Below are 22,836 nucleotides of genomic sequence, written 5' to 3'. Positions count from 1 at the left end.
TCGTGCGCACACTTCTGACGAACGGTTCCGTCTACTCACCTGCCGACCCGCATGCCACCGCGATCGCCTTCGACGACGGCGTGGTCACCTGGCTCGGTGACGACACCGGCGCGGGTTCGTACGCCGACGGCGCGGACGAGGTGATCGACCTCGACGGCAAGCTGGTCACGCCGGCCTTCGTCGACGCCCACGTCCACACCGCGCAGTCCGGCGCGCTGCTGACCGGCCTCGACCTCGCAGGTACGACGTCATTGGCCGAGACGCTCGACCGGCTCGCGGGGTTCGCGCGGAGCCTGCCGGCGGATGCGGTCATCGACGGCGCCGGCTGGGACGAGACGAAGTGGCCGGAGGGCCGGCCGCCGACCGCGGAGGAGCTTGATCGCGCCGCTGACGGCCGCCGCGTGTACCTGTCCCGGATCGACGGTCACTCCGGAGTGATCTCGTCCGCTCTGGTTCCGGCTGCGCAAGGCGATGGCTACGACCCGAGCGGCCGGGTGGAGCGCGACGCGCATCACGCCGTCCGGGACGCGCTGAGCGAACTCATCGGGCCGGACCAGCGCCGTACGGACATCGAGGCCGCTCTGAAGGCGATGGCATCGAAGGGGATCGGCGCGTTCCACGAGATGGCGGCGCCGCACATCGGCCCGCTGTGGGAACTGCCGATCGTGCGGGAGGTGGCCGACCGACTCGGGCTGGCAGCGACCCTCTACTGGGGTGAGCCCGGCGTCTTCGAGCACATCGCGACGTATGACCTGGCCGGTCTTGCCGGCGATCTCAACGCGGACGGCGCGCTCGGCTCGCGGACGGCGGCACTGCGGGAGGCGTACGCCGACCGCGCGGACCACCGCGGTCACGCGTATCTGACCCCCGAGCAGATCGCCGAGCACGTGATCGCCTGCACCGAACGGAACGTCCAGGCAGGCCTCCACTGCATCGGCGACCAGGCGCTCGACAACATCGCCCGCGGCTTCGAGCTCGCGGCCGAGAAGGTCGGCGTCCAGGCGCTCGTCGCCGCACGGCACCGGCTGGAACATGTCGAGATGGTCGACGAGGCAACGATCGCAACCCTGTCCCGGTGTGGCGTCGTCGCCAGCGTCCAACCGATGTTCGACGCGCTGTGGGGCGGCCCGGACGGCATGTACGCCGAGCGCGTCGGCGACCGGTGGCAGGGCATGAACCCCTTCGGGTCGCTCGCCCGGGCCGGCGTCGTACTCGCGTTCGGCTCGGACTCGCCGGTCACCGAGCTCGGTGGTTGGGAGGCCGTCCGAGCGGCCGCCTTCCATCACGAGAAGTCGGAGCGGATCACAGTGCGGGCCGCGTTCCAGGCACACACCCGTGGTGGCTGGCGAGCGGCCGGCATCGACGACGCCGGCGTACTCGCACCCGGTACGGCCGCGACGTACGCGATCTGGCGGAGCGACGCGGACCTCGTCGTCCAGACGCCGGACCAACGCGTCGCGGCCTGGTCGACGGATCCGCGTGCGGGAGTGCCGGTGCTGCCGGACCTGCGCGAGGGCATGCCGGTGCCCACTTGTCTGCGGACCGCTGTCGGCGGCCGCATCGTGTACGACGCCGAAGGATGGTCGCAATGACGCGCGCCAAGAAGAAGCTCGACCTCGACCCGGTCACCGTTCGGAAGGCGCGCAGCCTGGCTCGCAAGGCCGGGCGCCCGATCGTCAACCTGGCTCGGCAGCACACCACGGTGTCGGTCGAGCGAGCGGTACTGCGATTGGCCGGGCTGACCGGCGCGGACACCGAGGGCATTCCGTGGGTCAACCGGCTCGCGGACACCGTCCGCGCCGACGTGGGACTGGAGCACGGCCTCGCCCTGCCGGTGTGGGACGCGTTGGTGCGTGGTGAGGCGGAAGACCTCGGCGTGCTGGCGCAGAAGGCTGCGTCGGGTTCCGTGGCGTTCCGGTTGCCTGAGGGACGGGACGCCGTCCGCGCTCGGGCGGCGGCGCGGAAGGCCGCGACCGCCGGGATGAAGCGGATCGACGGGCGGCGACGGGAGCGGGACCGGTTGATCAAGCGGCACGGTGACCCGGAGCAGCGGCCGTGGATCTACCTGATCGTTGCCACCGGCGACATCTACGAGGACATCCCGCAGGCCCAGGCGGCGGCGCGCGCGGGCGCCGACATCATCGCCGTGATCCGCTCGACCGGGCAGTCGCTGCTGGACTACGTGCCCGAGGGCGCGACCCGGGAGGGCTTCGCGGGCACCTACGCGACGCAGGAGAACTTCCGGCTGATGCGGGCCGCGCTGGACGAGTCGTCGCGCGAGCTCGGCCGCTACATCCGGCTGACCAACTACGCCTCCGGCCTCTGCATGCCGGAGATCGCGACGCTGGCCGGGCTGCAGCGGCTCGACATGATGCTGAACGATTCCATGTACGGGATCCTGTTCCGCGACATCAACCCGATCCGGACCTTCGTCGACCAGCGGTTCAGCCGGCAGATCCACGCCCGGGCCGGGATCATCATCAACACCGGCGAGGACAACTACCTGACCACCGCCGACGCGGTCGAGGCCGCGCACACGGTGACGGTGTCGCAGCTGCTGAACGAGTACTTCGCCAAGGAGGCGGGTCTGGGGGACTGGCAGCTCGGGCTCGGGCACGCGTTCGAGATCAACCCGGACCTGCCGGACTCGTTCCGGCTCGAGCTGGCGCACGCGATGCTGGCCCGCCAGCTGTTCCCGGACGCCCCGCTGAAGTGGATGCCGCCGACCCGGCACATGACCGGCGACGTGTTCCGCGGCTACCTGCTCGATGGCTTCTTCAACCTGGTCGGCGCGATGACGGGCCAGGGCATCCTGCTGGTCGGCATGATGACCGAGGCGGTCGTGACACCGTGGATCTCCGACCGGGACCTGGCGCTGCAGAACGTCCGCTACGTGTTGGGGGCCGCGGGCAACCTGCACGAGGACTTCCATCCGGCGCCGGACGGCTTCATCGCGCAGCGCGCCCGGCAGGTGCTGGGGGAGTCGGTGGAGCTGCTGGAGCGGATCGTCGACGACGGTCTGCTGAACGCGATCGGCGACGGCACCTTCGGCCTGATGAAGCGCCCGCAGGACGCCGGCCGAGGCCTGGACGGGGTCGCGAAACGCTCCGACGCCTACTACAACCCCGCCATCGACCTACTAGAGGAAGTTACGTCCGAAGATCCGAGGGTTATAGGCCACACTTCTTCGGACGCAGGGAAGGAGACGCGGCGGTGAGCATCATCCGGCCGTACGGCGACACCACCGGGGACGGCATGGTGCAGCTGTCGTTCACGCTGCCGATCCCGCACGACAAGCGGGCCGAGGGCGCGGCGGTCCAGCTGGCCAACAAGATGGGCATGGATCCGGCGCTGGTCGTGCACTCGAAGGCGATGGGTCCGGACTTCACGTTCTTCGTGGTCTACGGGCCGGTCAACCACCTGGTTGACACGTCCAAGGTCGAGGTGATCGAGCGGGACTACCCGCTGCTGTCGCCGAAGGACGCGAACCTGGCGATCCGCAAGGGGCTACGTCGCCGGCTTACCGTGGTCGGTGCGTGCATCGGCACCGACGCGCACACCGTCGGCATCGACGCGATCATGAACATCAAGGGGTTCGCGGGGGAGAAGGGCCTGGAGTACTACCGCGAGCTGAAGGTGGTGAACCTCGGCGCCCAGGTCGCCGTACCCGAGCTGGTCCGCCGGGCCAAGGCGGAGAAGGCAGACGCGATCCTGGTGTCGCAGGTGGTGACCCAGCGGGAGGCGCACGTACTGAACACCAAGGAGATGTCGGCCGCCTTCCGCGAGGCGTACTCCGAGGACACTCGTCCGGTATTAGTTGCTGGAGGCCCCCGTTTCACCGAGCAGATGGCCGGCGAGCTCGGGGTGGACCGGGTGTTCGGCCGCGGCACCACACCCGGCGAGGTGGCCAGCTATCTGGTCGACGCGCTGGTGACCAAACGCAAGCATGCCCCGAGCAAGAGGAGCGCTTAGGTGTCAAAGGCAACTATCGGGCTGACCGCGACGCATCGGCGGTACGTGCCGTACAGCCACGCGCACTACGCGGGGAACCTGGTCGACGGTGCCTACGTCCTCGCGCTGTTCGGCGATGTGGCGACCGAGGTCTGCATCCAGGCCGACGGCGACGAGGGGCTGTTCGCGTCGTACTCGGATGTGCAGTTCCTGCAGCCGCTGCGGGCCGGTGACGTTGTGGAGGTCCAGGCAACGATCACCCGGGTCGGCAATCGCAGCCGCGACCTCGAGTTCAGCGCGTACGTCGTCTGCCGCGGCCGGCCGGATCAGTCCGAGTCGGCGGCCGAGGTGCTGGCCGAACCGCTTGTGATCACGCGCGCAAAAGGGACCGTCGTCGTACCGGTCGGGTGACGGTTAGTTGCCCTGGGTAACGATTACATGGAGTGCCGAGACGGCTCTGTAACGTGACTCGGGTGAGGGAATCTCGTTTTCCCTTGCAGGGCGGGCGATCGTGTTACAACGGCCTCAAGGAGCCGGTGGAGAGGTTGACACCGTCGCCGTCAGCGAGCATCGTTTTGGGAGTCGTCATATCCCGTTCGATCCACGGTCACACGAAGTTCGGCCACCGGATGATCCCGCGACGCTGACCAGGCCAGTGCCAGGCTTGAGTCGACGGGGGCTGAGATCGCTGGTGGTGAGCCCCCCGCGGGGCAGAGGTGGAAGAGGTTCGGCGCCCAGTAGACAACAGCCGTTCGGTTCGCAGCCAGCGGATCGCCGGTTGGTCCGAAGGAGCGCCGAGCCTCTTTCCTCTTATCTGAGCCTCGTCCTCTTCCGGAGCGTCGTCACCCCATCACTTTCCGCGATCGGTGCCGAATGGCTACCGACCGGATACATTTGCGTGTCCGGGACGTTGTACGGTCGTGCGACCGGCGTCCGCCGGGGCTTGTGAGGACAAGGGGTTACCGCGTGGACCGGTTGAAGGCTCTGGGGCGCGTCCTGCCGAGGGTTGCCGTCGCGGTCGCCGCCGGCGCCCTGCTCGGGCTGGCCTTCGAACCGCACGACCACCCGTGGCTCACGGTGATCGCCGTACCCCTGTTCCTGGCCGCGCTGAACGGCGCCTCGGCCAAGGGCGGTTTCCTGATCGGTGCCGGCTTCGGCATCGCGTACTACGCGGTCCTGGTGCCCTGGCTCAGCGTGATCGGTGGCGACGCCGCGATCGCACTGGCGGTGCTCGAAGGGCTGTTCTACGCCGTCTTCGGGTTGTTCGCGACGCAGGTGCTCAAACTCAAGCTGTGGATGCTGTGGATCCCGTGTCTATGGGTGGCGACCGAGTTCGCGACCGCTGCGGTCCCGTTCGGCGGTTTCCCGTGGGGCAAGCTCGCGTGGGCGTTCTCCGACGAGTCCCTCGGCAAGCTGGCCGCGTTCGTCGGGATCCCGGGGCTGAGCTTCGTCGTCGCCTTCGTCGGCGTTCTGCTGTACGCCGTACTCCGGCCGAACAGCGGACTGCGGCTCCGGGCCGTCGCCCTCGTCGCCGGGGTGGCGATCGTCTTCGGCAGCTCGCTGATCAACCTGTCCACCCAGGGCGACGGCAAGACCGTGAAGGCCGCGATTGTGCAGGGGAACGTCCCCGGCAAGGGGCTGGAGTTCCTCGGCCGCGCGCGGACCGTCACCCGCAATCACCTGGCCGCCACCCTCGACCTGGAGAAGCGAGTCCAGGACGGCACCGAGATGAAGCCGGACGTGGTGATCTGGCCGGAGAACTCGACCGACATCGATCCGTACAAGGACGACGAGACGCGGGCCGACATCGAAGAGGCCGTGAAGGCTGTCGACGTGCCGATCCTGGTCGGTGCGGTCACGGAGGGCCCCGGCCCGAACGAGCGGCAGACCACCGGCATCGTGTGGGATCCGGCCGGCGGCCCCGGCCAGCGGTACGCGAAGCGGCACCCGGTGCCCTTCGGTGAGTACATCCCGTTCCGTGACCAGCTGCTGCCGTACATCAAGCGGCTCGAGATGATCGGCGCGCAGACCGCACCCGGCAAGGTCCCGGGCGTGATGTCGATCGGCGATGTGACGTACGGCGACATCATCTGCTTCGAGCTCGTCTACGACAACGTCATCTCGGACCTGATCAAGGGCGGCGCCCAGGTCCTCATCGTGCAGACCAACAACGCGACGTACGGCGGGACCGGGCAGCCCGAGCAGCAGTTCGCGATCACCCGGATGCGGGCGATCGAGACCGGCCGGACCGTGCTGATCGCGTCCACCAGCGGGATCTCCGGCGTGGTCCGCCCCGACGGCACGGTCGAGCACAAGTCGGGCCAGTTCGTCTCCGATGTCTATGTCGCGACGGTTCCGGTGCGCGACGCCCGGACGCTGGCCAGCACCCTCGGCCCGTGGCCGCAGTGGATCCTGACCGGGCTGGGGCTGCTTGGCATCGCGCTGGCGCTGGTCGCCCGGCGCCGGCGGCGTACCGACGACGGCCCGCAGACTCCGCCGGCCGCCACCCCAAGTCGCGAGAAGGTCCCGGCCTGAACCAGGGTCCGCTCAGGGTTGGCCGTTCCCATCCGTTCCGTACGCTGGTGACTCAGGCAGGAAGGGGCAGGACATGCCGTGGTTCGTGGCGCTCGCGTTGCTGGTGGTGCCGATCGTGGAGATCTACGTGATCATCCAGATCGGTCAGGTGATCGGCGGCTGGCCGACGGTCGCCCTGCTGCTCGTCGAGAGTGCGCTCGGCGCCTGGATCATCAAGCGCGAGGGCCGACGGGCCTGGAGGGCCCTGCAGAGCTCGTTCGAGACCGGCAAGATGCCCGGGCGTGAACTGGCCGACGCCGCGCTCGTGCTGGTGGGCGGGACGCTGCTGCTCACACCGGGCTTCGTCACCGACATCTTCGGCTTCTTCTTCGTCCTTCCCTTCACCCGGCCGCTCGCGCGCCGTGGCATGTCCGCCTTCTTCAACCGCAGGCTCGCCGGCCAACTGGGCGGCGCCGGACTGGGTGGTTCCGGTCTGGGTGATTCGGGACTAGGCGGCTTCATCCCCGGCGCCGGCGGCCCGACCCGGCCACCGCAGTCCTCAGGCGACGTCGTCCAGGGCGAGGTCATCGACCCGGATACGAAGTAGGTCTTCCTCGCCGGAGGGCCATCGTCTGTGCGGAGGTTCTTCGGTCGGGACCTCCGCGCGCACCGCGTGACCTGAGCGATCGGGTGGAGCAGACTGGCACGATCGGGAATCGGGCCGGCGAGTGAAGGTCGGGATGGGCGTGATGGTGCTGGGCGGACGCGTCACGGCGTGGCTGCGGCGCCGGGATCCCGGGCTGGCCGCGACCCGACGGGCCGCCAGGACGGCGGTGGTGATGCCGGCGCTGTTCGCGTTCTGCGCCGAGGTGATCGAATCCCCGGTGGTGGCGACGTTTGCCGCGTTCGGCGCGTTTGCGATGTTGCTGCTGGTCGACTTCCCGGGGACCACAGTGCAGCGCATCCGGGCGCAGGTTCAGCTCGCGGTGGCATGGCTCGTGCTTGTTTCGCTGGGCACACTCGCAGGGCAGTCCGCGTGGACGGCGACAGCGGCTACGGTCGTCGTGGGCTTCGCCGTACTGTTCTCCGGTGTCGTCAGCTCAGTGCTGGCAGTTGCCAGCACTTCTTTGCTGCTCGCGTTCATCCTCTCGGTGGCGACGCCCGCGCCGCTCTCGATGCTGCCGGACCGACTGGCCGGCGTATCTCTTGCTGCCGCAGCCGCTGTCCTCGCCGTCTGGCTGCTCTGGCCGAGACCAGCGGTTGATCCGCTCGGGGCACCGGCCGCACGAGTCTGCCGAGCCGCTGCGACGCAGCTTCGCGCCGAAGCACGGGACACCGTCGAGGTATGCGCCATGAAGACGCAAGAGGCGGCGACCCTCATCGACGAACTGCGGCGTACCTTCACCGCGACGCCGTATCGGCCGACCGGCCTGTCCATGGGGTCCAGGGCACTGGTGCGCTTGGTCGACGAACTCACCTGGTTGAGTGCGATCCTTGGCGAGTTCAGTCCTGCCACCGCGCAGGGAGCGGCGAGCGATCCGGACTCGTCCGAAGTTCATTTCGCGGCAGCGACCGTACTGGATCTCAGTGCGGAACTCCTGGCGGATCCGAGGGTCGCCCCGGACCAACTGGCCACCGCGGCAGAGGCGCTTCGCAATGCCGTCGCGGCGCTCGAAGAAGGCGCGGTGGCCCGCTTGCCATCGGCGTACGGCACAGTGGGGGAGGAGCCCGGCACGGCCGGGTTTCTCGGCAGTCTCAACGTGTCCTTCAGGGCGCAGGAGATTGCCTTCGGGGTACTGCTGATCGCGCAGAACGTCGAGATCGCGCGGGCCGCGGACCAGCGAAAGTGGATGGACCGCCTGCTCGGTCGCGAGCCACGGTCACTCACAGATCCGCTCGTCAGCGCGGCAGAACGCGCCGCCGCACACCTCGAGCCACACTCGGTGTGGCTGCACAACAGCATCCGCGGCGCGGCCGCGCTGGCGATCGCCGTCGCGGTCGCGAACGTCACCGGTGTCCAGCATGCCTTCTGGGTCGTTCTCGGAGCGTTGTCGGTGCTTCGCTCCAACGCGCTCAACACCGGTCACAACGCCTACCGTGCTATCGGCGGTACGGTCGTCGGCTCGCTGGTGGGGGCCGGACTGCTGGTGCTGATCGGTGAGAACACCGTGGCGCTGTGGATTCTGCTGCCGATCGCGGTGCTTTTCGCCGGCATCGCCCCTGCCGCGGTCTCCTTCGCGACAGGGCAGGCAGCGTTCACGGTCACCTTGGTGATCCTCTTCAACATCGCTCAGCCTGAAGGCTGGTCGCTCATCCTGTTCCGCATCGAGGACATCGCGCTCGGCTGCGCGGTGAGCTTGCTCGTCGGTCTGTTGTTCTGGCCGCGAGGGGCGTCCGCCGCGGTCGGAAAGGCGCTGGCGGAGGCGTACGTGGACAGTGCGCGCTACCTGGTCAGCGTCGTCGGGTACGCCGTGTCCTGCTGCGTTCCCGGGTCCCGCCCGGCCACACCACAGGACAGCCGCCGAACAGCGGCCGCAGCCCGCCGACTGGATGATGCCTTCCGCACCTACCTCGCCGAGCGCGGAGCGAAGCCGGTCCCGCTGAGCGAGATGACTGCCCTGGTCACCGGCGTGGTCGGAGTCCGGTTGGCGGCGGACGCAGTTGTCGAGCTTTGGGAGCGGTACGCCGGTGGTCAACCGGCCTCGGAGGACCGGGCCGCCGCACAGTCCGCACTGCTCACGTTGGCGGACCGGCTTCTCGAGTGGTACACCACCCTTGCCAACGCCCTGGACGGCCACGGCCGGGTGCCCGATCCACTCCCGCACGACCATACGACCAAAGCTCAACTGATGGTGGCAGTACGCCGCGACCTGTACGACCCTGACGGCCAAGCGACCCCGACAGCGATCCGCATCCTGTGGACCAGCGATCATCTGGACGTCGTACGCCGCCTCCAGCCAAGCCTCGCTGCCGCAGCCAGCCAAACCACAACGGCCCCCGCCAGTTCCTGGCCCAGGTCCCAGCGCCTCAGGCGAAGGGGCCTTTCGCGCTGAAGCTATGCGCGGCGAAGCGGGTGGCCATGATTCGGTGGGTTTCGGGGTCGGGGTGCAGGTCGTCGGGTAGCGGGTGGGCGGTGTTATCTGGTTCGCCGTAGAGGGTGCGGCCGTCCAGGTAGTGGAGGTTGGGGTCGGCGGTGGCGCGTTGGGCGATGATCCGGGACAGCTCGGCGCGGATCACCGAGAGGGTGAGCTTGCCGGTGGCAACTTCCTCTGGGGCGCCGGTCGCGGCGAAACGGAGGTGGCCTTCGGCGAGGGCGGACAGGTCCCAGCCGGTGGGGCCAGGGGTGTGCTCGTGGATCGGGCAGAGGATGGGGGAGATGACCAAGAGCGGGGTGTCGGGGTGGCCGTCGCGGATGGTGTCCAGGAAGCCGTGGACGGCGGGGGTGAAGCTTCGGAGGCGGAGTGAGTCGGTGTTCACGATGTTGATACCGAGCTTCAGGCTGATCAGGTCCGCGGGCGTGTCTCGGATCGTGCGGGCGACGAACGGCTGAAGGAACGAGCTGCCCGCGAAGCCGAGATTCACCAGCTCCACTCCACCGTGAGCCGCGGCCAGTGCCGGCCAGATGGCTGTCGGGCTGCCGGCGTCCGAGCCATGACTGATCGAGCTGCCGTGGTGCACCCACACCCGTCGGCCGTCGGCAGGGACCGGCTCGATCGGTGCATCGGTGCGCAGGGCAACGAGTTCGGTGGTCTCGTTGTGCGGCAGCCAGAGCTCGACGGTCTTCAGTACGTCGCTCAGTCCGTCGAAGCGCAGCGTCCGTGACTCACCACGCCGGCTCTCGGTGGACCCGGTCATCAGGTCGATCGTGATGACATCCCCGCCGTCCACGGTGGCCTGAGCTGTCAGCTTCCCGTCGACGACCAGGTCGTAGACGCCGTCCGGTCGCGGGGGAGCGCCGACATACTCCCGCTTGGTCAGCAGCGTCTCCAGCTCGACGACGGTCGCCCGGGTCCGGAACACGAGCCGCACCCCGGACGGCTGGGATTCGGCCATCTCCAGCTGACCGTCGTCGTACTGCTGCCGCGCCCAGGCGGGCAGCCGGTGCGGCAGCAGGCCACGGTCGGTCAGCTCAAGGTCGAGCGCCCCTCGCTGGAGCGAGGCCGTGATGGGGGTGGTGATCATGTGAAATACCTCTCAGGGCATGAAAAACGGACCCTCACCGCGCCGTTGCGGTGAGAGCCCGTCAGGGCCTTGATCAGGCGGTGCGCTTGGTGCGGTGCAGGTGGGCGGGGCCGATCTCGCCCTTGCGGAGCAACTCGACCCGCTCGGCCAGCAGCTCCTCCAGCTCGGAGATGCTGCGACGCTCGCGCAGCATGTCCCAGTGCGTACGCGCCGGCTTCTCCTGCTTCGGCTCCGGCTTCTCGCCGGTGGACCGGGCGGCCTCGCTGCCGCAGTGCGGGCATTCCCAGACCGCGGGCACCTCGGCGTCGTGCGCCATGGTCACCTCGACCACGTGGCCGCGGGGGCAGTCATACGTGATCATCTGGCGCGGCGCGAACTCGACACCGCGGTCATCCTCGAAGCTGACCCCACCCAGCCCCGAACCACGCAGTACGCGATTAGACATGTGATACCTCCGAGATCGTCATCCGTGCCAACGGTCGGCCGGCCCGGATCATTCCCATTTTGGCATGCCCGAGCCCCAGGTACGCACCTGACAGCACCGTCGTGACGCCCTGTCATCGAGCGTTCACTCATCACGGTGTGTCGCGATGCGTCCGACGTACGACGCACCGAACCGATGGACAGTTCACAGCCAGTTGCCAGGAATCGGGGATCAGATCCTCAGCAAACGGCCCTAGCGTCTGCGTCCATGGTGCTACCCCGCCACAAGCTCCGTGGCCTCAGCTTCGTCAACGTGGCCCTGGTGGCCATCGTCCTGGCCATCGCCCTCACGGCGTACTTCCTGTTCTTCCGAAAGGACCAACCAGCTGCGAGTGCGACTCGCCCGACGGCGGCAGTGGCCCGCGGGGACGTGACCGCCAGCGTCAGCTCCAGCGGCACCCTGCAGAGTTCCCAGAACGCGTCACCGCAGTTCGAGACCTCCGGCACGGTCACCCAGATCCTGGTGAAGGTCGGCCAGGTGGTCGCCAAGGGCGCGGCGGTCGCGAAGGTCGATCCGTCCGCCGCCGAGCGGCAGCTCCGGATCGCCGATCAGAACCAGATCGCGGCGGCCAACTCGGTCACTGCCGCGCAGGAGTCGCTCGACGACGCCCAGAACGCCGCCGAGGCCGCAGCGGAGGCGTCGGCCTCGCCGAGCCCGACGCCGACCAACGGCCAGCAGCAGACGCAGTCCCAGAACCAGACCCAGAACCCGGAGGTTGCCGTCAGCAACGCCGAGGCGAGCCTGGCCCGGGCGAAGGCGGACAAGGAGCAGGCCGACCAGGACGTCGAGGGCGCCCAGGCCGCGGTCGACGCGACCACGCTGAAGGCACCGATCGCGGGCACGATCACCGCGATCAACGGCTCGGTCGGCTCGGTGACCGGCGGTTCGAGTACCGGTTCGGGGTCAGCCTCCGGCTCCGGTTCAGGCTCGACCTCAGGTCAAGGTTCAGGGTCGACCAGCTCGAGTACGACGACCACGTCGGGCTCCGGCTTCGTCGACATCTCGGACCTGAAGGCACTCCAGGTGGTCGCGTCGTTCGCCGAGGCGGACGCGATCAAGATCAAGGCCGGCCAGTCCGCCACCGTCACCCTGAACGCCGAGCCGGGTACGACGCTCACCGCCACGCTGGTGTCCGTGTCGCCGACGCCGACCACGACGAACGGCGTCGTCTCGTACTCGGCCACCTTCTCGCTGGCCAAGCTGCCGGCGAACGCCCGGATCGGCCAGACCGCCAACGTCACCGTGCAGACCGCGAAGGCGACCAACGCCCTCTACGTCCCGAGCACGGCGATCGCCACCAGCGGTACGACGTACACCGTCACGATGGCCGACGGCGGCGGGACGCGGGAGGTGAAGGTCGGCGTCCGCGGCGGCAGCTTCACCCAGATCACCTCCGGCCTGAACGAGGGCGACCGGATCGACTTGCTACAGGGCACGATCGGTGGCACCACGAACCAGACCGGCCAGGGTCGGCAGTTCGGTCAGGGGCAGTTCCCCGCCGGTGGCGGCCAGTTCCCCGGCGTGGGCGCGGGCACAGGCGGCGGGGGCAACCGTGGCCGCTGACGCCCTGATCGAGATCCGGGACGTCACCAAGACGTACGGCAGCGGTGAGACCGCCGTGCACGCGCTCCGCGGGGTGTCCCTGCGGGTCGAGGCCGGTGAGTACGTCGCGGTGATGGGCTCGTCCGGATCCGGCAAGTCGACGCTGATGAACATCCTCGGCTGCCTGGACGTCCCGAGCCGGGGGGAGTACTGGCTGGACGGGAGCAACGTGGCCCGGCTGACCGAGGACCAGCAGGCGCTCGTCCGCGGCCGCAAGATCGGGTTCATCTTCCAGTCGTTCAACCTGATCCCGCGCACCAGCGCGCTCGCGAACATCGAGCTCCCGCTCACCTACGCTCATCTGCGCCGCGCCGAGCGGCGCGAGCGGGCCAGTCGCGCGCTGGACCTGGTCGGGCTGTCCGATCGCGCCGATCACCGGCCGAACGAGTTGTCCGGCGGCCAGCAGCAGCGTGTCGCGATCGCCCGCGCGCTGGCCACCGGGCCGCGGATCCTGCTCGCGGATGAGCCGACCGGCAACCTGGACGCTCACTCGACCGACGAGGTGCTCGGCATGTTCGACCAGCTGAACGCCGACGGGCGCACGGTCGTCGTGATCACCCACGAGCATGACGTGGCGGCCCGGGCCCGGCGGCTGATCCAGGTCTCCGACGGCCGGATCGTCGCAGACGAGGTGACCCGCTGATGTCACCTCGCGACCTGATCGGGGCCGCCTTGCGCGGCCTCAATGCGAACAAGCTGCGCTCGCTGCTGACCATCCTCGGCGTCTCCATCGGCGTCGGCGCGGTCATCGTGCTGGTTGCTGTCGGCAACGGCTCGGGCAAGGCGGTCCAGGCCCGGCTGGAGGCCATGGGCACCAACCTGCTCACGGTCTCCACGACCGGCGGTGGCGGCGGCTTCCAGCGTGGCCAGGCCGGGCCGTCGGCCCAGCAGTACAGCCTGACCCTCGACGATGCTGCTGCTCTCGCCGACGAGCGGCTCGCCCCCGACGTGGCGGCGGTCGCCCCGGTGATGACGAGCAGCGGTACGACGGCGACGAACGGCGACACCAGCTACACGGTGAGCCAGGTGATCGGTACGACGCCGGAGTACATGCCGGCCACCAACACGCCGGTCGGGACCGGGGCGTCGTTCACCCAGGAGGACGTCGACACCTCCCAGCGGGTCATCCTGCTCGGGCAGACGACCGCGACCGAGCTGTTCACCCGGCCCGCGAGCGCGGTCGGTCAGACGATCAAGCTCGGCGCCGTCGACTTCGTCGTCCGCGGGGTGCTGGCGAGCAAGGACAGCACCGGGTTCTCGGATCCGAACGCGACCGCGATCATGCCGATCAGCACCCTGCGCGCGACCCAGGCCGGGTACGGCGCGATCAACCAGATCGTGGTCCAGGCGGCGAACGAGGATCGCGTGGACACCGCGCAGGCCGAGGTCACGCAGTTGCTGACCGCACGGCACCAGGTGCCGGCGAACCAGACCTCGCCGTTCCGGATCACGAACTCCGCGCAGATCCTGCAGACCAGCCAGGACACCGCCGCGACCTTCACCGCCCTGCTGGCGACGGTCGCCGCGATCAGCCTGGTCGTCGGCGGGATCGGGGTCACCAACATCATGCTGGTCACCGTCACCGAGCGGACCCGGGAGATCGGCATCCGCAAGGCGCTCGGCGCGCGGCGGCGGACGATCCTCGGCCAGTTCCTGATCGAGGCGACCCTGCTCAGCCTGATCGGCGGCGCCGTCGGGGTCGGCGTCGCGCTGATCGTCACCCGCTTCCAGCTCGCCGGTGTGCAGCCGGTGCTGGTGCCGTCGTCGATCGGACTCGCGCTCGGCGTGTCCGCGGCGGTCGGCCTGTTCTTCGGCAGTATGCCGGCGCACCGAGCCGCCGGTCTTCGTCCCATCGACGCACTACGACACGAGTGAGAGGCCCATACCCGATGAGTAACCAGAACCCCGACGAGTTCGCGCAGATCGGGTCCGACGAGGAGGTCGACGCGGCGCTGACGCCGAAGAAGAGCCTCAACCTGCCACTGGCGACGGCGATCCTGGCCGGCATCGTGGTCCTGGCCATCGGCCTCGCCGGCGGCGCCGGCCTGCACGCGGCGTTCGCGTCGGACAGTACGACGACTCAGCCGCAGGCCGGCGGCCGCGGCTTCGGCGGCGGGTACGGCGGCTTCCGCGGCCAGAACGGCAACGGGCAGGCACCGGGCGCCGGCCAAGGCGGTCCGGGGGGCGCGGCGATCGGCACGGTCGTGTCGGCGACGGGTACCGAGCTCGTGGTGAAGACCCAGAACGGCAACGTCACGGTCAAGCTGACCGGCGACACGACGTACGAGATCACCGCCAAGGGCACCGCGGCGGACCTCAAGCAGGGTGAACAGGTCGTCGTCAGCGGCCAGAACACCAACGGCACGATCACGGCGAACACCGTCCGCCAGGGAAGCTTCGGCGGAGGCTTCCGCAACCCGAGCGCCACGCCGTCGCGGTAACCCCGAACCGTGCGCCCGGCCAGCACCCCGGCCGGGCGCACGTCAGCGCCGGGTGGCGGTGAGTGCGACCGCGGTGCTGTCGATGGTGAAGCTGCCGCCGGCTTCGTCGATCGCTTTGGCCATGCCGGTGAGAAGTGGCTCGAGCTTGCCGGCGTCCGCGAATTGCTTGGCGTTGCCTCCGGTCCTGACCTGGTCGAGCCACTCGTCGCGCGTGTACGCGCGGCTCCAGGGGTACTGCGATCGCTCGAGTTCCTCGAAGGCACCGGTCCCGCGCAGACCGTCGGCGGCCTTGTCGAGGAAGGCGTCGTACGCCCCCAGCGGGGAAGCGACCACGCGGTGATACATCGGGCTGTCAGGGAGGACCTCGCGGTAAACGGCGGCGAAGGCCTCGGCCACCTCGGGCGGCGGTTGGAGGACATACCAGAAGACCGCCAGCCGGCCGCCTGGTCGTAGTACTTCGGCCGCCTTGGCCGCACCGGCGTTCGGATCGATCCAGTGCCAGGTCATCCCGGCGACCACGGCGTCGAAGGTCCGGCCCGCCGGATCCCACGACTCGAACGGTGACACCTCGACCTCGACGCCCGTACTGCGCGCGAACTCCGCCATCCGCTCATCGACGTCCACACCCAGGATCTGGCACCCCGCCGCTTGGAACTGCCGGGAGGTAATCCCGGTGCCGCACCCGACGTCGAGGAACTTCCGGCCCGGTGCCGCTGCGACGATCGCCTCGATGAGTGCGTCCGGGTAGCGCGGTCTGGCCCGGTCGTAGAGGTCGGCGCCGGCCCCGAAGGACTCGGCCATCTCACGGTGCTCGTGCGGTAAAGTGGGCATGCGCCCACATTAATGGGCGTCTGCCCACTCATGTCAACGGAAGGTGCGTATGCCGACAGGTGTGGCGCTGCGGGACGCCCGCGAGCAGCTGTTCGACGCGGCCGAGCGCGTCCTGCTTCGGGACGGGCCGGAGGCGCTGACCAGCCGGGCCGTCACCACCGAAGCGGGCTGCGCGAAGGGCGTGCTGCACCGGCACTTCACGGACTTCGACGGCTTCCTGGCCGAGTTGGTGCTGGATCGGATCCAGCGGCTCGACGGTCAGGCCGCCGTACTGCGGGAGTCCGTCGGGCGGGGGAGTGTGGCGGACAACCTGACCACCATGCTGACCGAGCTGTTCGGGTCGGTGGCAGTGGCGATCATCAGCCTGACGATCTCGCGCGACGGGCTGCGCGCGCGGCTGCGGCAGGCAATCCCGACCGGCGTACCGATCCTTACCGACGCCGGGCACATCATCATCGACTACCTGAAAGCTGAGCGCGACCTCGGCCGGATCCCCGCCGGCGCGGACGTCGACACGCTCGCGCTCACCCTGATCGGCTCCACCCACATGCTGTTCGCAGATCGGACCGGCATCCGGCCGAGTCGGCAGCAGGTGCAGAAGCTTGTCGCCTCTGTCGTACCCGGTTAGTGCGCATCCAGACAGGTCGGGGCCAGCTGCGGTGGGTTGACCCGTCAGTGTGAGGGTTGGCAAACCAGAATCCGGTGGGCCAACCCACCGGCTGGTTGGCTGACCCACAAGCCGCGCCGGCTCGATGGCGGCTCCGCAACCCAGGCGGCGGGTTGGGTGTCACGACGTCGGCGGGTGTCGGAGTCCGTGCCGTGCGAGCGGTTATCCGGCTCTTCTGCTGGATGTTGGCGAAGTGAGTGAGGTCGGCTGGTGTGCAAGCTCGACAGGAGGTGTCGGTCCAGGGGTGCTGGTCGGGCGAGGCATTCACGCCTGGCCCGGCCGGCCCGGTCGAGGCCGGGGCGGACACCTCCTGTCGAGCTGCACACCCCAGCCACCGTCCGCACCAGACCGGCCCGCACCGGCGGCGCTAGACGATTGCGGGCTGGGCGTTGCCGGCTTCGGTGATGCCTCGGCGCATGTCGACGCGGGTCAGCAGGATCAGGCCGATGAGGAAGAAGAGGCCGAGGGCAACGATGGCCGGGCGGTAGGAGCCGGTGAGCTGGTGGACCAGCCCGAAGACGAGGGTGCCGAGCCAGGAGGTACCGCGCTCGCCGGCCTGGTAGAGGGAGAAGTACTCGGCCTCGCGGCCCTTCGGGATCAGCTGGCTGAAGGCGGACCGCGACAGCGCCTGGGTGCCGCCGAGGACAATGCCGATCGCGATGCCCATCACCAGGAACGGCACGATCTGGTGGGCGGGTAGCAGGAACCCGGCGATCACGATCAGCATCCAGACCACCAGACCGCCGGTGATCGTCCGGTGCGCGCCGTACCGCTGGGCGAACCGGCCGAACGCCAGCGCCCCGAAGAACGCCACGAACTGCACCAGCAGGATCGTCGCGATCAGCACCTGGGTCGCGAAACCGAGCTGTTTCTCGCCGTACGTCGACGACACCGAGATGACCGTCTGGATCCCGTCGTTGAAGAACAGGTACGCGACCAGGAACAGCAGCGTCATCGGATAGCTCCGCAGGTGCTTGAGCGTCGCTGCCAACTGCCCGAAGCTCTGGCGCACCAGGCCCCTGCTCCGCACCGGTTCGACGCTCGTCGGAGGCCGGTTCCGCAACCGCACGTACGGGATGAACGTGAACGCCCCCCACCACAGCCCGGCACTGAGCAGGCTGAGACGGACGGCCGTCCCCTGGCTCATCCCGAGCGCGTCGTGCGCGGTGACCACGGCGAGGTTGAGGAGCAGCAGGATGAACCCACCGGCATACCCGAACGCCCACGCGCGGGACGAGACGGTGTCGCGCTGGTCCGGCGGCGCGATGTCGATCAGGATCGAGTCGTAGACGACCAGTGACGAGCCCAGGCACAGATTGCCGACGAACAGCAGCAGAGCGCCGAGCAACCAGCGGCCGCCGCCCACGAACACCATGGAGCACGCCGCCAGCGCGCCGACCCAGGCGAACCCGCACATCAGCACCTTCTTGCGGGACATTCGGTCCGCGATCGCCCCCACCACCGGCAGGAACAGGGCCGACACCAGAGTCGCCACCGTGACGACGTAGAAGGCGAGGGAACCAGGGGAGATGCCCAACCCGAGGACGTCGAGGTTGGTGTTGCACGGCCTGTCCGTCGTACCGGCGTACCCGCAGGCCGCGGTCTCGGCGACCGACGTCAGGTACGGCGCGAACAGGACCGTGCCGACCGTGGTGACATAGCCGGAGTTCGCCCAGTCGAAGGCGCTGAACCCCCAGTACTCGCGCTTGTCCACCGCGGCCGGGGCGGAGAGAAGTCCCATGCGCGGAAGTGTGTCAGGTCCCGGCGACGATGCGGCGTTCCCGCGGATAACACTTCAATCCCACTGGCCCCGCTCGACCAGGACGTCGCGGAGCAGATCGGTGCGATCGGTGATCAGGCCGTCCACGCCGGCGTCCAGCATCCGCCGCATGGTGGCCGGATCGTCCACGGTCCAGGCATGCACTTGCTTGCCCCGGGCATGCGCTCGTTTGATCAACCCAGGCGTGAGCACCCGCAACGGGCCGTATCCGTCGGGGATCTGCAGACACGCCCCGCCGGACTTGAGCGCGAAGGGCAGGAACCGGATCAGCACGATCTCGAACTCGCCGTACCCGGTGCACAGGCGCGGACCGAGATCCTTACGGATCCGCCGTACGCGGGACTGGGAGAACGACGACACGCAGACCCGGTCGATCGCGTTCGCGGCCCGCAGGACGCCGGCCGCCGGCTTCAGCCCGTTCTCGGCCTTGATGTCGAGGTTGAACCGGACGTCCGGGAAGTGCTCGAGGAGCTCGTCCAGGCGGGGGATGGGCTCGTGGCCGTTGATCCTGGCCTTGCTGACCTCGGACCAGGGCAGCTCCGCCACGACCCCGGTCCGGTCGGTGACCCGGTCCAGCTTGCTGTCGTGGAAGGCGATCACGACCCCGTCGCTGGTGGCGTGCAGGTCGGTCTCGAGGTAGCGGTACCCGAGGTCCACCGCGTTCTGGAACGCGTGCAGCGAGTTCTCGTAGCCGATGTTGTCCGGGTGCAGCGCGCCGCCCCGATGGGCCATCGCGATCGGCCCGTCGTGGTCGAGGTAGGGATACACGACAGGAAGTATGTACCGTTTGGCTGGTGACGCTACTGAGCCCCCGCCCCGACCTGTGGACCCTCGACCCCGAGGTCCTGCACCTCAACCATGGTTCGTACGGCGCTGTGCCGCGGCGGACCCAAGAGGTCCTGGCCGCCCTCCGCACGGAGGCCGACGCGAACCCGATGGCCTGGTTCCGCGCGGTCGCGGCGCGACTGACCGCGAGCCGCCTCGAGTTGGCGTCGTTCCTGCGGACCGATCCCGCCGGCTTCGCGCTGGTCCCGAACGCGAGCGCCGGCGTGACCGCCGCGCTGGCCACGCTGCCGATCCGGGCGGGCAGCCGGATCGTGCTGACCAACCACGCTTACGGCGCGGTCCGGTACGCCGCCGAGCGCTTCGCCCGGCTGAACCAGGCCGAGGTGGTCATCGTCGACGTACCCCTGGAGGCCGACGACGAGACCGTGGTCGCGCTGCTCGCGGCCCACCTGGACGACGCCGCCGCCCTCATCGTGGATCAGATCAGCTCGGCGACCGCGATGGTCTTCCCGATCGCGGCGCTGGTCGAGGTGTGCCACGACCGCGGTGTCCCGGTCGTCGTCGACGGCGCGCATGCTCCAGGGCTGATCGACGCCCCGGCGGCCGACGGCGCCGACTTCTGGACGGGCAACTTCCACAAGTGGCCGGCCGCACCGCGTGCGACGGCCGGTCTCGTGGTCGCGGAGCGCTGGCGGTCGGCGACGCTCCCGCTGATCGTGTCCTGGTCGGAGTACGACGAACGGCTGCCGGAGCGGTTCGACATGCAGGGCACCTACGACTACGCGCCGTGGATCGCCGCGCCGGAGTCGCTCCGCGTGCTCGACGAGCTGGAATGGCCGGTACGGCGTACGCAGCTGAGCGCGATGATCGACGAGGGCGCGAAGATCGTGGCGAAGGCGCTCGGGACCGGGATCGCGCAGCTCGCCCGGCAGACGCCGACGATGCGCCTGGTCGAGCTGCCGTCCACCGTCGACCTCACCGCCGGCGAGGCGATCAAGGAGCGCGTCTCCCGCGACCTCAAGGCCGAGATCACCTTGACCGGCTTCGACAACCGCGGCTTCATCCGGCTGTCCATCCACGCCTACAACTCGCTGCAGGACTACCAGAAACTGTCGGAGCGGCTCCCTGAAGTCCTCGCGTGAATGACATACCGCGTGCTGCAGCCCGGCGGCTACCTCGTGCACGCGTTCAAGATCGGCTCCGGCGGCCGGCACCTCGCCAGCGCGTACGGTCATGACGTCGACCTGGAGGTCTACACCTTCGATCCGGCCGACGTCACCGGTCTGCTCAGTGCCGCCGGCTTCGCCGAGGTAGCCACCCTGGCTCGCGCTCCGCTACCGCCGGAGAAAAGAACCGCAGGGCTATCTGCTGGTACGCAAGCCCGCCTGAGCATCCGGACCCGCACGTCCGTCGAGGTGCCGCATGAGGTGTACCGACGGACGGGTAGTTGTCGATCAGCTCCGGCGCGGTTGGGATAGTTTGCGCGGGGGCTCGGGTGTGCTTGATGGGGTGGCTCGACTACTACCCGTCCGTCGGTACGCATCGCCCTGAAGGTCCGTCGTCCGATCCGCAGGGTCCGCGTGCTGGTCACCGCGGCGCCGAGCGGGGAAGCGCGGACACCCTCTCGGGAGTGCGGACATCTGATGCGGTGCCCGAGGTCTCCGTTTGGTGTCCGAGGTTCGCCTGATCGGTGGTGGGCTGGGACAGGAAATATCAGGTGTCAGCCCACCACACCCTGTCCCAGCTCCCCGCGAGCGTCAGCCCTTGACCGCGCCTGATGTCAGGCCGGCGACGATCTGGCGGTTGAAGAACAGGAACATGATCAGTGGCGGGATCGTGATCAGCAGGATGTTCATGAAGAGGAGGTTGTACTGGGTGGTGAACTGACTGGAGAAGTTGTAGAGGGTCAGCTGGACCGTGGCGTTCTTGTCGCCGGGCAGGAAGTACAACGGGTTCACGAAGTCGTTGAACACGTTGACCGACTGCACCACGACCACGGTCACGATGACGGATCTCAGCAACGGGAAGATCACCCCGAAGAACAACCGGAGTGGACCCGCGCCGTCGATGATCGCCGCCTCGTCCAGCTCCCGCGGGATGGTCGCGACGAACGCCCGGAACAGCAGGATGCAGAACGACAACCCGAACGCGATCTCGATCAGGATCAGTCCTGGCATGGTCTTGAACAGGCCGAGCTTCTGCAGCACCCAGATCGTCGGTACGACGGCCGGCGGGATGATCAACCCGGACAGCACGAGGAAGTTGATGAAGCCGTTCCACCTGCTCTTGCGCCGCTGCAGCACGAACCCGGCCATGGCCGCGAGCACCACCATCCCGGTGACGCTGGCCACGGTCAGGATCGTGCTGTTGATGAAGGCGATCACCAGCATGTAGTCGCGGGCCTTGACCACCTCGACGAAGTTCTGCACGATCCGGAACTGGTGCGGCCAGGAGAAGCTCAGATCCGCGGACTGCTGCCGGTCCTTCACCGCGGTCAGCACGATGAACGCGAAGGGGATCACGAACACCACGATCGAGGCCACGATCGCGACGGCGCTGAGCAGGTAGTTCCGGCCCGGTTTGTGGTTGACGAGCTCGGCGGTGCTCACAGGTCCACCTCCTTGCGGTTCAGGAACCATGACAGCGGCAGGATGATCGCGGTGACCACCACGAACAGCACGACGTTGCCGGCCGTCGACAGGCCGTAGAACCCGGCCTGGTACTGCTTGTAGATCACCGACGCGATCACGTCCGAGGTGAACCCGGGCCCGCCGCGTGTCATCGCCCAGATCAGCTCGAACGACCGCAGGCCGCCGATCAGGGACAGGATGATCACGGTGACGGTGGCCGGCTTGCACAGCGGCAGCACGATCCGCCGGAACGTCTCCCACGCCCCGGCTCCGTCGACGCGAGCGGCTTCCATGTACTCGCGCGGGATCGACACGATGCCGGCGATGTAGATGAGGGTCGCGAGCCCGACGCCCTTCCACACGTCGACGGCGGCGATCGACATCAACGCCCATTTCGGGTCGGTGAGCCACCCGGGTCCGTTGATACCGATCACACCCAGCGCGCCGTTGATCAGGCCGCGCTCGGGGTTCATCAGCACCGTGAAGGTGAGACCGACGCCGATCGTGCTGACCAGCACCGGGAAGAAGACGACTGAGCGGAGGTACGCGCGGCCAACGATCCTGGACGTGAGCAGTACGGCGAGCAGCAGGCCGAGCACGACCTTCGACCCCGACGTCACCACCGCGTAGATCAGCGTGTTGGTGAAGCCTTTGACCAGAGCCGGCTCCTGGAAGAACAGCTTGAAGTTGTCGAACCCGATGAACTTCGACTCGAACAGGCTCCACCGGGTCAGGCTGTAGTAGAAGGAGGCAAAGGTCGGAACGAGGAACAGCACGGTGTAGATCACCGCGGTGGGCAGGTAGAACCAGAACGAGTACGGCGAGTAGACCTTCCCCCCGGCCGCGGCTGCGGCCGGGGTCGCGTCACTGCGCGCGTCCGGGCGTGTGGAGGTGACGGTCATGGGGCCTCCCGTCCTGGACTGACGAGGGAAGGGCGGGAGTCAAAGCCCCATGACCCGCCGCGCCGG

Annotated in this window: 21 protein-coding genes; 14 read left to right on the top strand and 7 right to left on the bottom strand. The window is 68.7% G+C overall.

The window, feature by feature from the left end:
• Window positions 1-2 precede the first annotated feature (2 nt).
• The 7 genes from OG558_RS34770 (at window position 3) to OG558_RS34740 (ending at window position 9,518) form a co-directional block, all read left to right on the top strand.
• Window positions 3-1,592 carry an amidohydrolase gene (locus OG558_RS34770; RefSeq protein WP_405066775.1) on the top strand — a complete coding sequence of 530 codons (1,590 nt, stop codon included), beginning with the start codon at window positions 3-5 and terminating at the stop codon, window positions 1,590-1,592.
• Window positions 1,589-3,217, top strand: coding sequence for a lysine 5,6-aminomutase subunit alpha (locus tag OG558_RS34765; protein WP_405066774.1), 1,629 nt, complete (start codon window positions 1,589-1,591; stop codon window positions 3,215-3,217). Before OG558_RS34770 ends, OG558_RS34765 begins: the two co-directional genes overlap by 4 nt.
• A complete protein-coding gene (locus tag OG558_RS34760) occupies window positions 3,214-3,972 on the top strand; it encodes an OAM dimerization domain-containing protein (RefSeq protein ID WP_329477018.1) in 759 nt (252 codons plus the stop codon). Before OG558_RS34765 ends, OG558_RS34760 begins: the two co-directional genes overlap by 4 nt.
• Window positions 3,973-4,362, top strand: a complete 390-nt coding sequence (locus OG558_RS34755) for a hotdog domain-containing protein (RefSeq protein ID WP_405066772.1) — start codon at window positions 3,973-3,975, stop codon at window positions 4,360-4,362.
• Between the two features lie 555 nt (window positions 4,363-4,917).
• Window positions 4,918-6,486 carry an apolipoprotein N-acyltransferase gene (lnt, locus tag OG558_RS34750; RefSeq protein ID WP_405066771.1) on the top strand — a complete coding sequence of 523 codons (1,569 nt, stop codon included), beginning with the start codon at window positions 4,918-4,920 and terminating at the stop codon, window positions 6,484-6,486.
• 73 nt (window positions 6,487-6,559) lie between these two features.
• Window positions 6,560-7,072 (top strand): FxsA family protein, encoded by a 513-nt coding sequence (locus tag OG558_RS34745; protein WP_405066769.1) that lies wholly within the window; start codon window positions 6,560-6,562, stop codon window positions 7,070-7,072.
• A gap of 133 nt (window positions 7,073-7,205) precedes the next feature.
• Window positions 7,206-9,518 (top strand): FUSC family protein, encoded by a 2,313-nt coding sequence (locus tag OG558_RS34740; RefSeq protein ID WP_405066768.1) that lies wholly within the window; start codon window positions 7,206-7,208, stop codon window positions 9,516-9,518.
• Here OG558_RS34740 and OG558_RS34735 read toward each other — a convergent pair.
• Both OG558_RS34735 and OG558_RS34730 read right to left on the bottom strand, forming a co-directional pair.
• The gene (locus OG558_RS34735; protein WP_405066766.1) at window positions 9,493-10,647 is read right to left on the bottom strand and encodes a GDSL-type esterase/lipase family protein; all 1,155 of its coding nucleotides are present in this window, start codon (window positions 10,645-10,647) and stop codon (window positions 9,493-9,495) included. The genes OG558_RS34740 and OG558_RS34735 overlap by 26 nt on opposite strands.
• Before the next feature lie 73 nt (window positions 10,648-10,720).
• Complete coding sequence (locus OG558_RS34730; protein WP_130448290.1) at window positions 10,721-11,092, bottom strand: RNA polymerase-binding protein RbpA; 372 nt, start codon at window positions 11,090-11,092, stop codon at window positions 10,721-10,723.
• A gap of 246 nt (window positions 11,093-11,338) precedes the next feature.
• Between OG558_RS34730 and OG558_RS34725 the strand changes: the two genes are divergently transcribed.
• The 4 genes from OG558_RS34725 to OG558_RS34710 are packed head-to-tail and all read left to right on the top strand — an operon-like array spanning window position 11,339 to window position 15,174.
• Window positions 11,339-12,694 carry an efflux RND transporter periplasmic adaptor subunit gene (locus tag OG558_RS34725; RefSeq protein WP_405066765.1) on the top strand — a complete coding sequence of 452 codons (1,356 nt, stop codon included), beginning with the start codon at window positions 11,339-11,341 and terminating at the stop codon, window positions 12,692-12,694.
• On the top strand, window positions 12,684-13,376 hold the full coding sequence (locus OG558_RS34720; protein WP_405066763.1) for an ABC transporter ATP-binding protein: 693 nt from the start codon (window positions 12,684-12,686) through the stop codon (window positions 13,374-13,376). The genes OG558_RS34725 and OG558_RS34720 overlap by 11 nt, the downstream gene beginning before the upstream one ends.
• Window positions 13,376-14,608, top strand: a complete 1,233-nt coding sequence (locus OG558_RS34715) for an ABC transporter permease (protein ID WP_405066762.1) — start codon at window positions 13,376-13,378, stop codon at window positions 14,606-14,608. Before OG558_RS34720 ends, OG558_RS34715 begins: the two co-directional genes overlap by 1 nt.
• 14 nt (window positions 14,609-14,622) lie before the next feature.
• Window positions 14,623-15,174 carry a hypothetical protein gene (locus tag OG558_RS34710; protein WP_405066761.1) on the top strand — a complete coding sequence of 184 codons (552 nt, stop codon included), beginning with the start codon at window positions 14,623-14,625 and terminating at the stop codon, window positions 15,172-15,174.
• A gap of 42 nt (window positions 15,175-15,216) precedes the next feature.
• On the opposite strand, the gene OG558_RS34705 is transcribed toward OG558_RS34710, so the two are convergent.
• On the bottom strand, window positions 15,217-16,005 hold the full coding sequence (locus tag OG558_RS34705) for a class I SAM-dependent methyltransferase (RefSeq protein ID WP_405066760.1): 789 nt from the start codon (window positions 16,003-16,005) through the stop codon (window positions 15,217-15,219).
• Window positions 16,006-16,054: 49 nt separating this feature from the next.
• Here OG558_RS34705 and OG558_RS34700 point away from each other — a divergent pair, with 49 nt between their 5' ends.
• Window positions 16,055-16,633, top strand: coding sequence for a TetR/AcrR family transcriptional regulator (locus OG558_RS34700; RefSeq protein ID WP_405066759.1), 579 nt, complete (start codon window positions 16,055-16,057; stop codon window positions 16,631-16,633).
• A gap of 406 nt (window positions 16,634-17,039) precedes the next feature.
• Here the strand turns inward: OG558_RS34700 and OG558_RS34695 are convergent, their stop codons facing one another.
• Complete coding sequence (locus OG558_RS34695) at window positions 17,040-18,413, bottom strand: MFS transporter (RefSeq protein WP_405066758.1); 1,374 nt, start codon at window positions 18,411-18,413, stop codon at window positions 17,040-17,042.
• A 54-nt stretch (window positions 18,414-18,467) separates the two neighbouring features.
• Window positions 18,468-19,220, bottom strand: coding sequence for a glycerophosphodiester phosphodiesterase (locus OG558_RS34690; RefSeq protein WP_405066757.1), 753 nt, complete (start codon window positions 19,218-19,220; stop codon window positions 18,468-18,470).
• A 26-nt stretch (window positions 19,221-19,246) separates the two neighbouring features.
• Here OG558_RS34690 and OG558_RS34685 point away from each other — a divergent pair, with 26 nt between their 5' ends.
• The gene (locus OG558_RS34685) at window positions 19,247-20,380 is read left to right on the top strand and encodes an aminotransferase class V-fold PLP-dependent enzyme (protein WP_405066756.1); all 1,134 of its coding nucleotides are present in this window, start codon (window positions 19,247-19,249) and stop codon (window positions 20,378-20,380) included.
• On the top strand, window positions 20,381-20,716 hold the full coding sequence (locus OG558_RS34680; protein WP_405066755.1) for a hypothetical protein: 336 nt from the start codon (window positions 20,381-20,383) through the stop codon (window positions 20,714-20,716). It abuts the gene before it with no gap.
• A gap of 279 nt (window positions 20,717-20,995) precedes the next feature.
• On the opposite strand, the gene OG558_RS34675 is transcribed toward OG558_RS34680, so the two are convergent.
• Both OG558_RS34675 and OG558_RS34670 read right to left on the bottom strand, forming a co-directional pair.
• The gene (locus OG558_RS34675) at window positions 20,996-21,847 is read right to left on the bottom strand and encodes a carbohydrate ABC transporter permease (RefSeq protein ID WP_328520743.1); all 852 of its coding nucleotides are present in this window, start codon (window positions 21,845-21,847) and stop codon (window positions 20,996-20,998) included.
• Complete coding sequence (locus OG558_RS34670; RefSeq protein ID WP_405066754.1) at window positions 21,844-22,770, bottom strand: carbohydrate ABC transporter permease; 927 nt, start codon at window positions 22,768-22,770, stop codon at window positions 21,844-21,846. Before OG558_RS34670 ends, OG558_RS34675 begins: the two co-directional genes overlap by 4 nt.
• Between the last annotated feature and the right edge of the window lie 66 nt (window positions 22,771-22,836).

Source organism: Kribbella sp. NBC_01510, from assembly GCF_045040325.1.
In the GTDB taxonomy this organism is placed as follows: domain Bacteria; phylum Actinomycetota; class Actinomycetes; order Propionibacteriales; family Kribbellaceae; genus Kribbella.
Note: the sequence above shows the minus strand (reverse complement) of the source record. Positions and strands in the feature narration are given on the sequence as shown.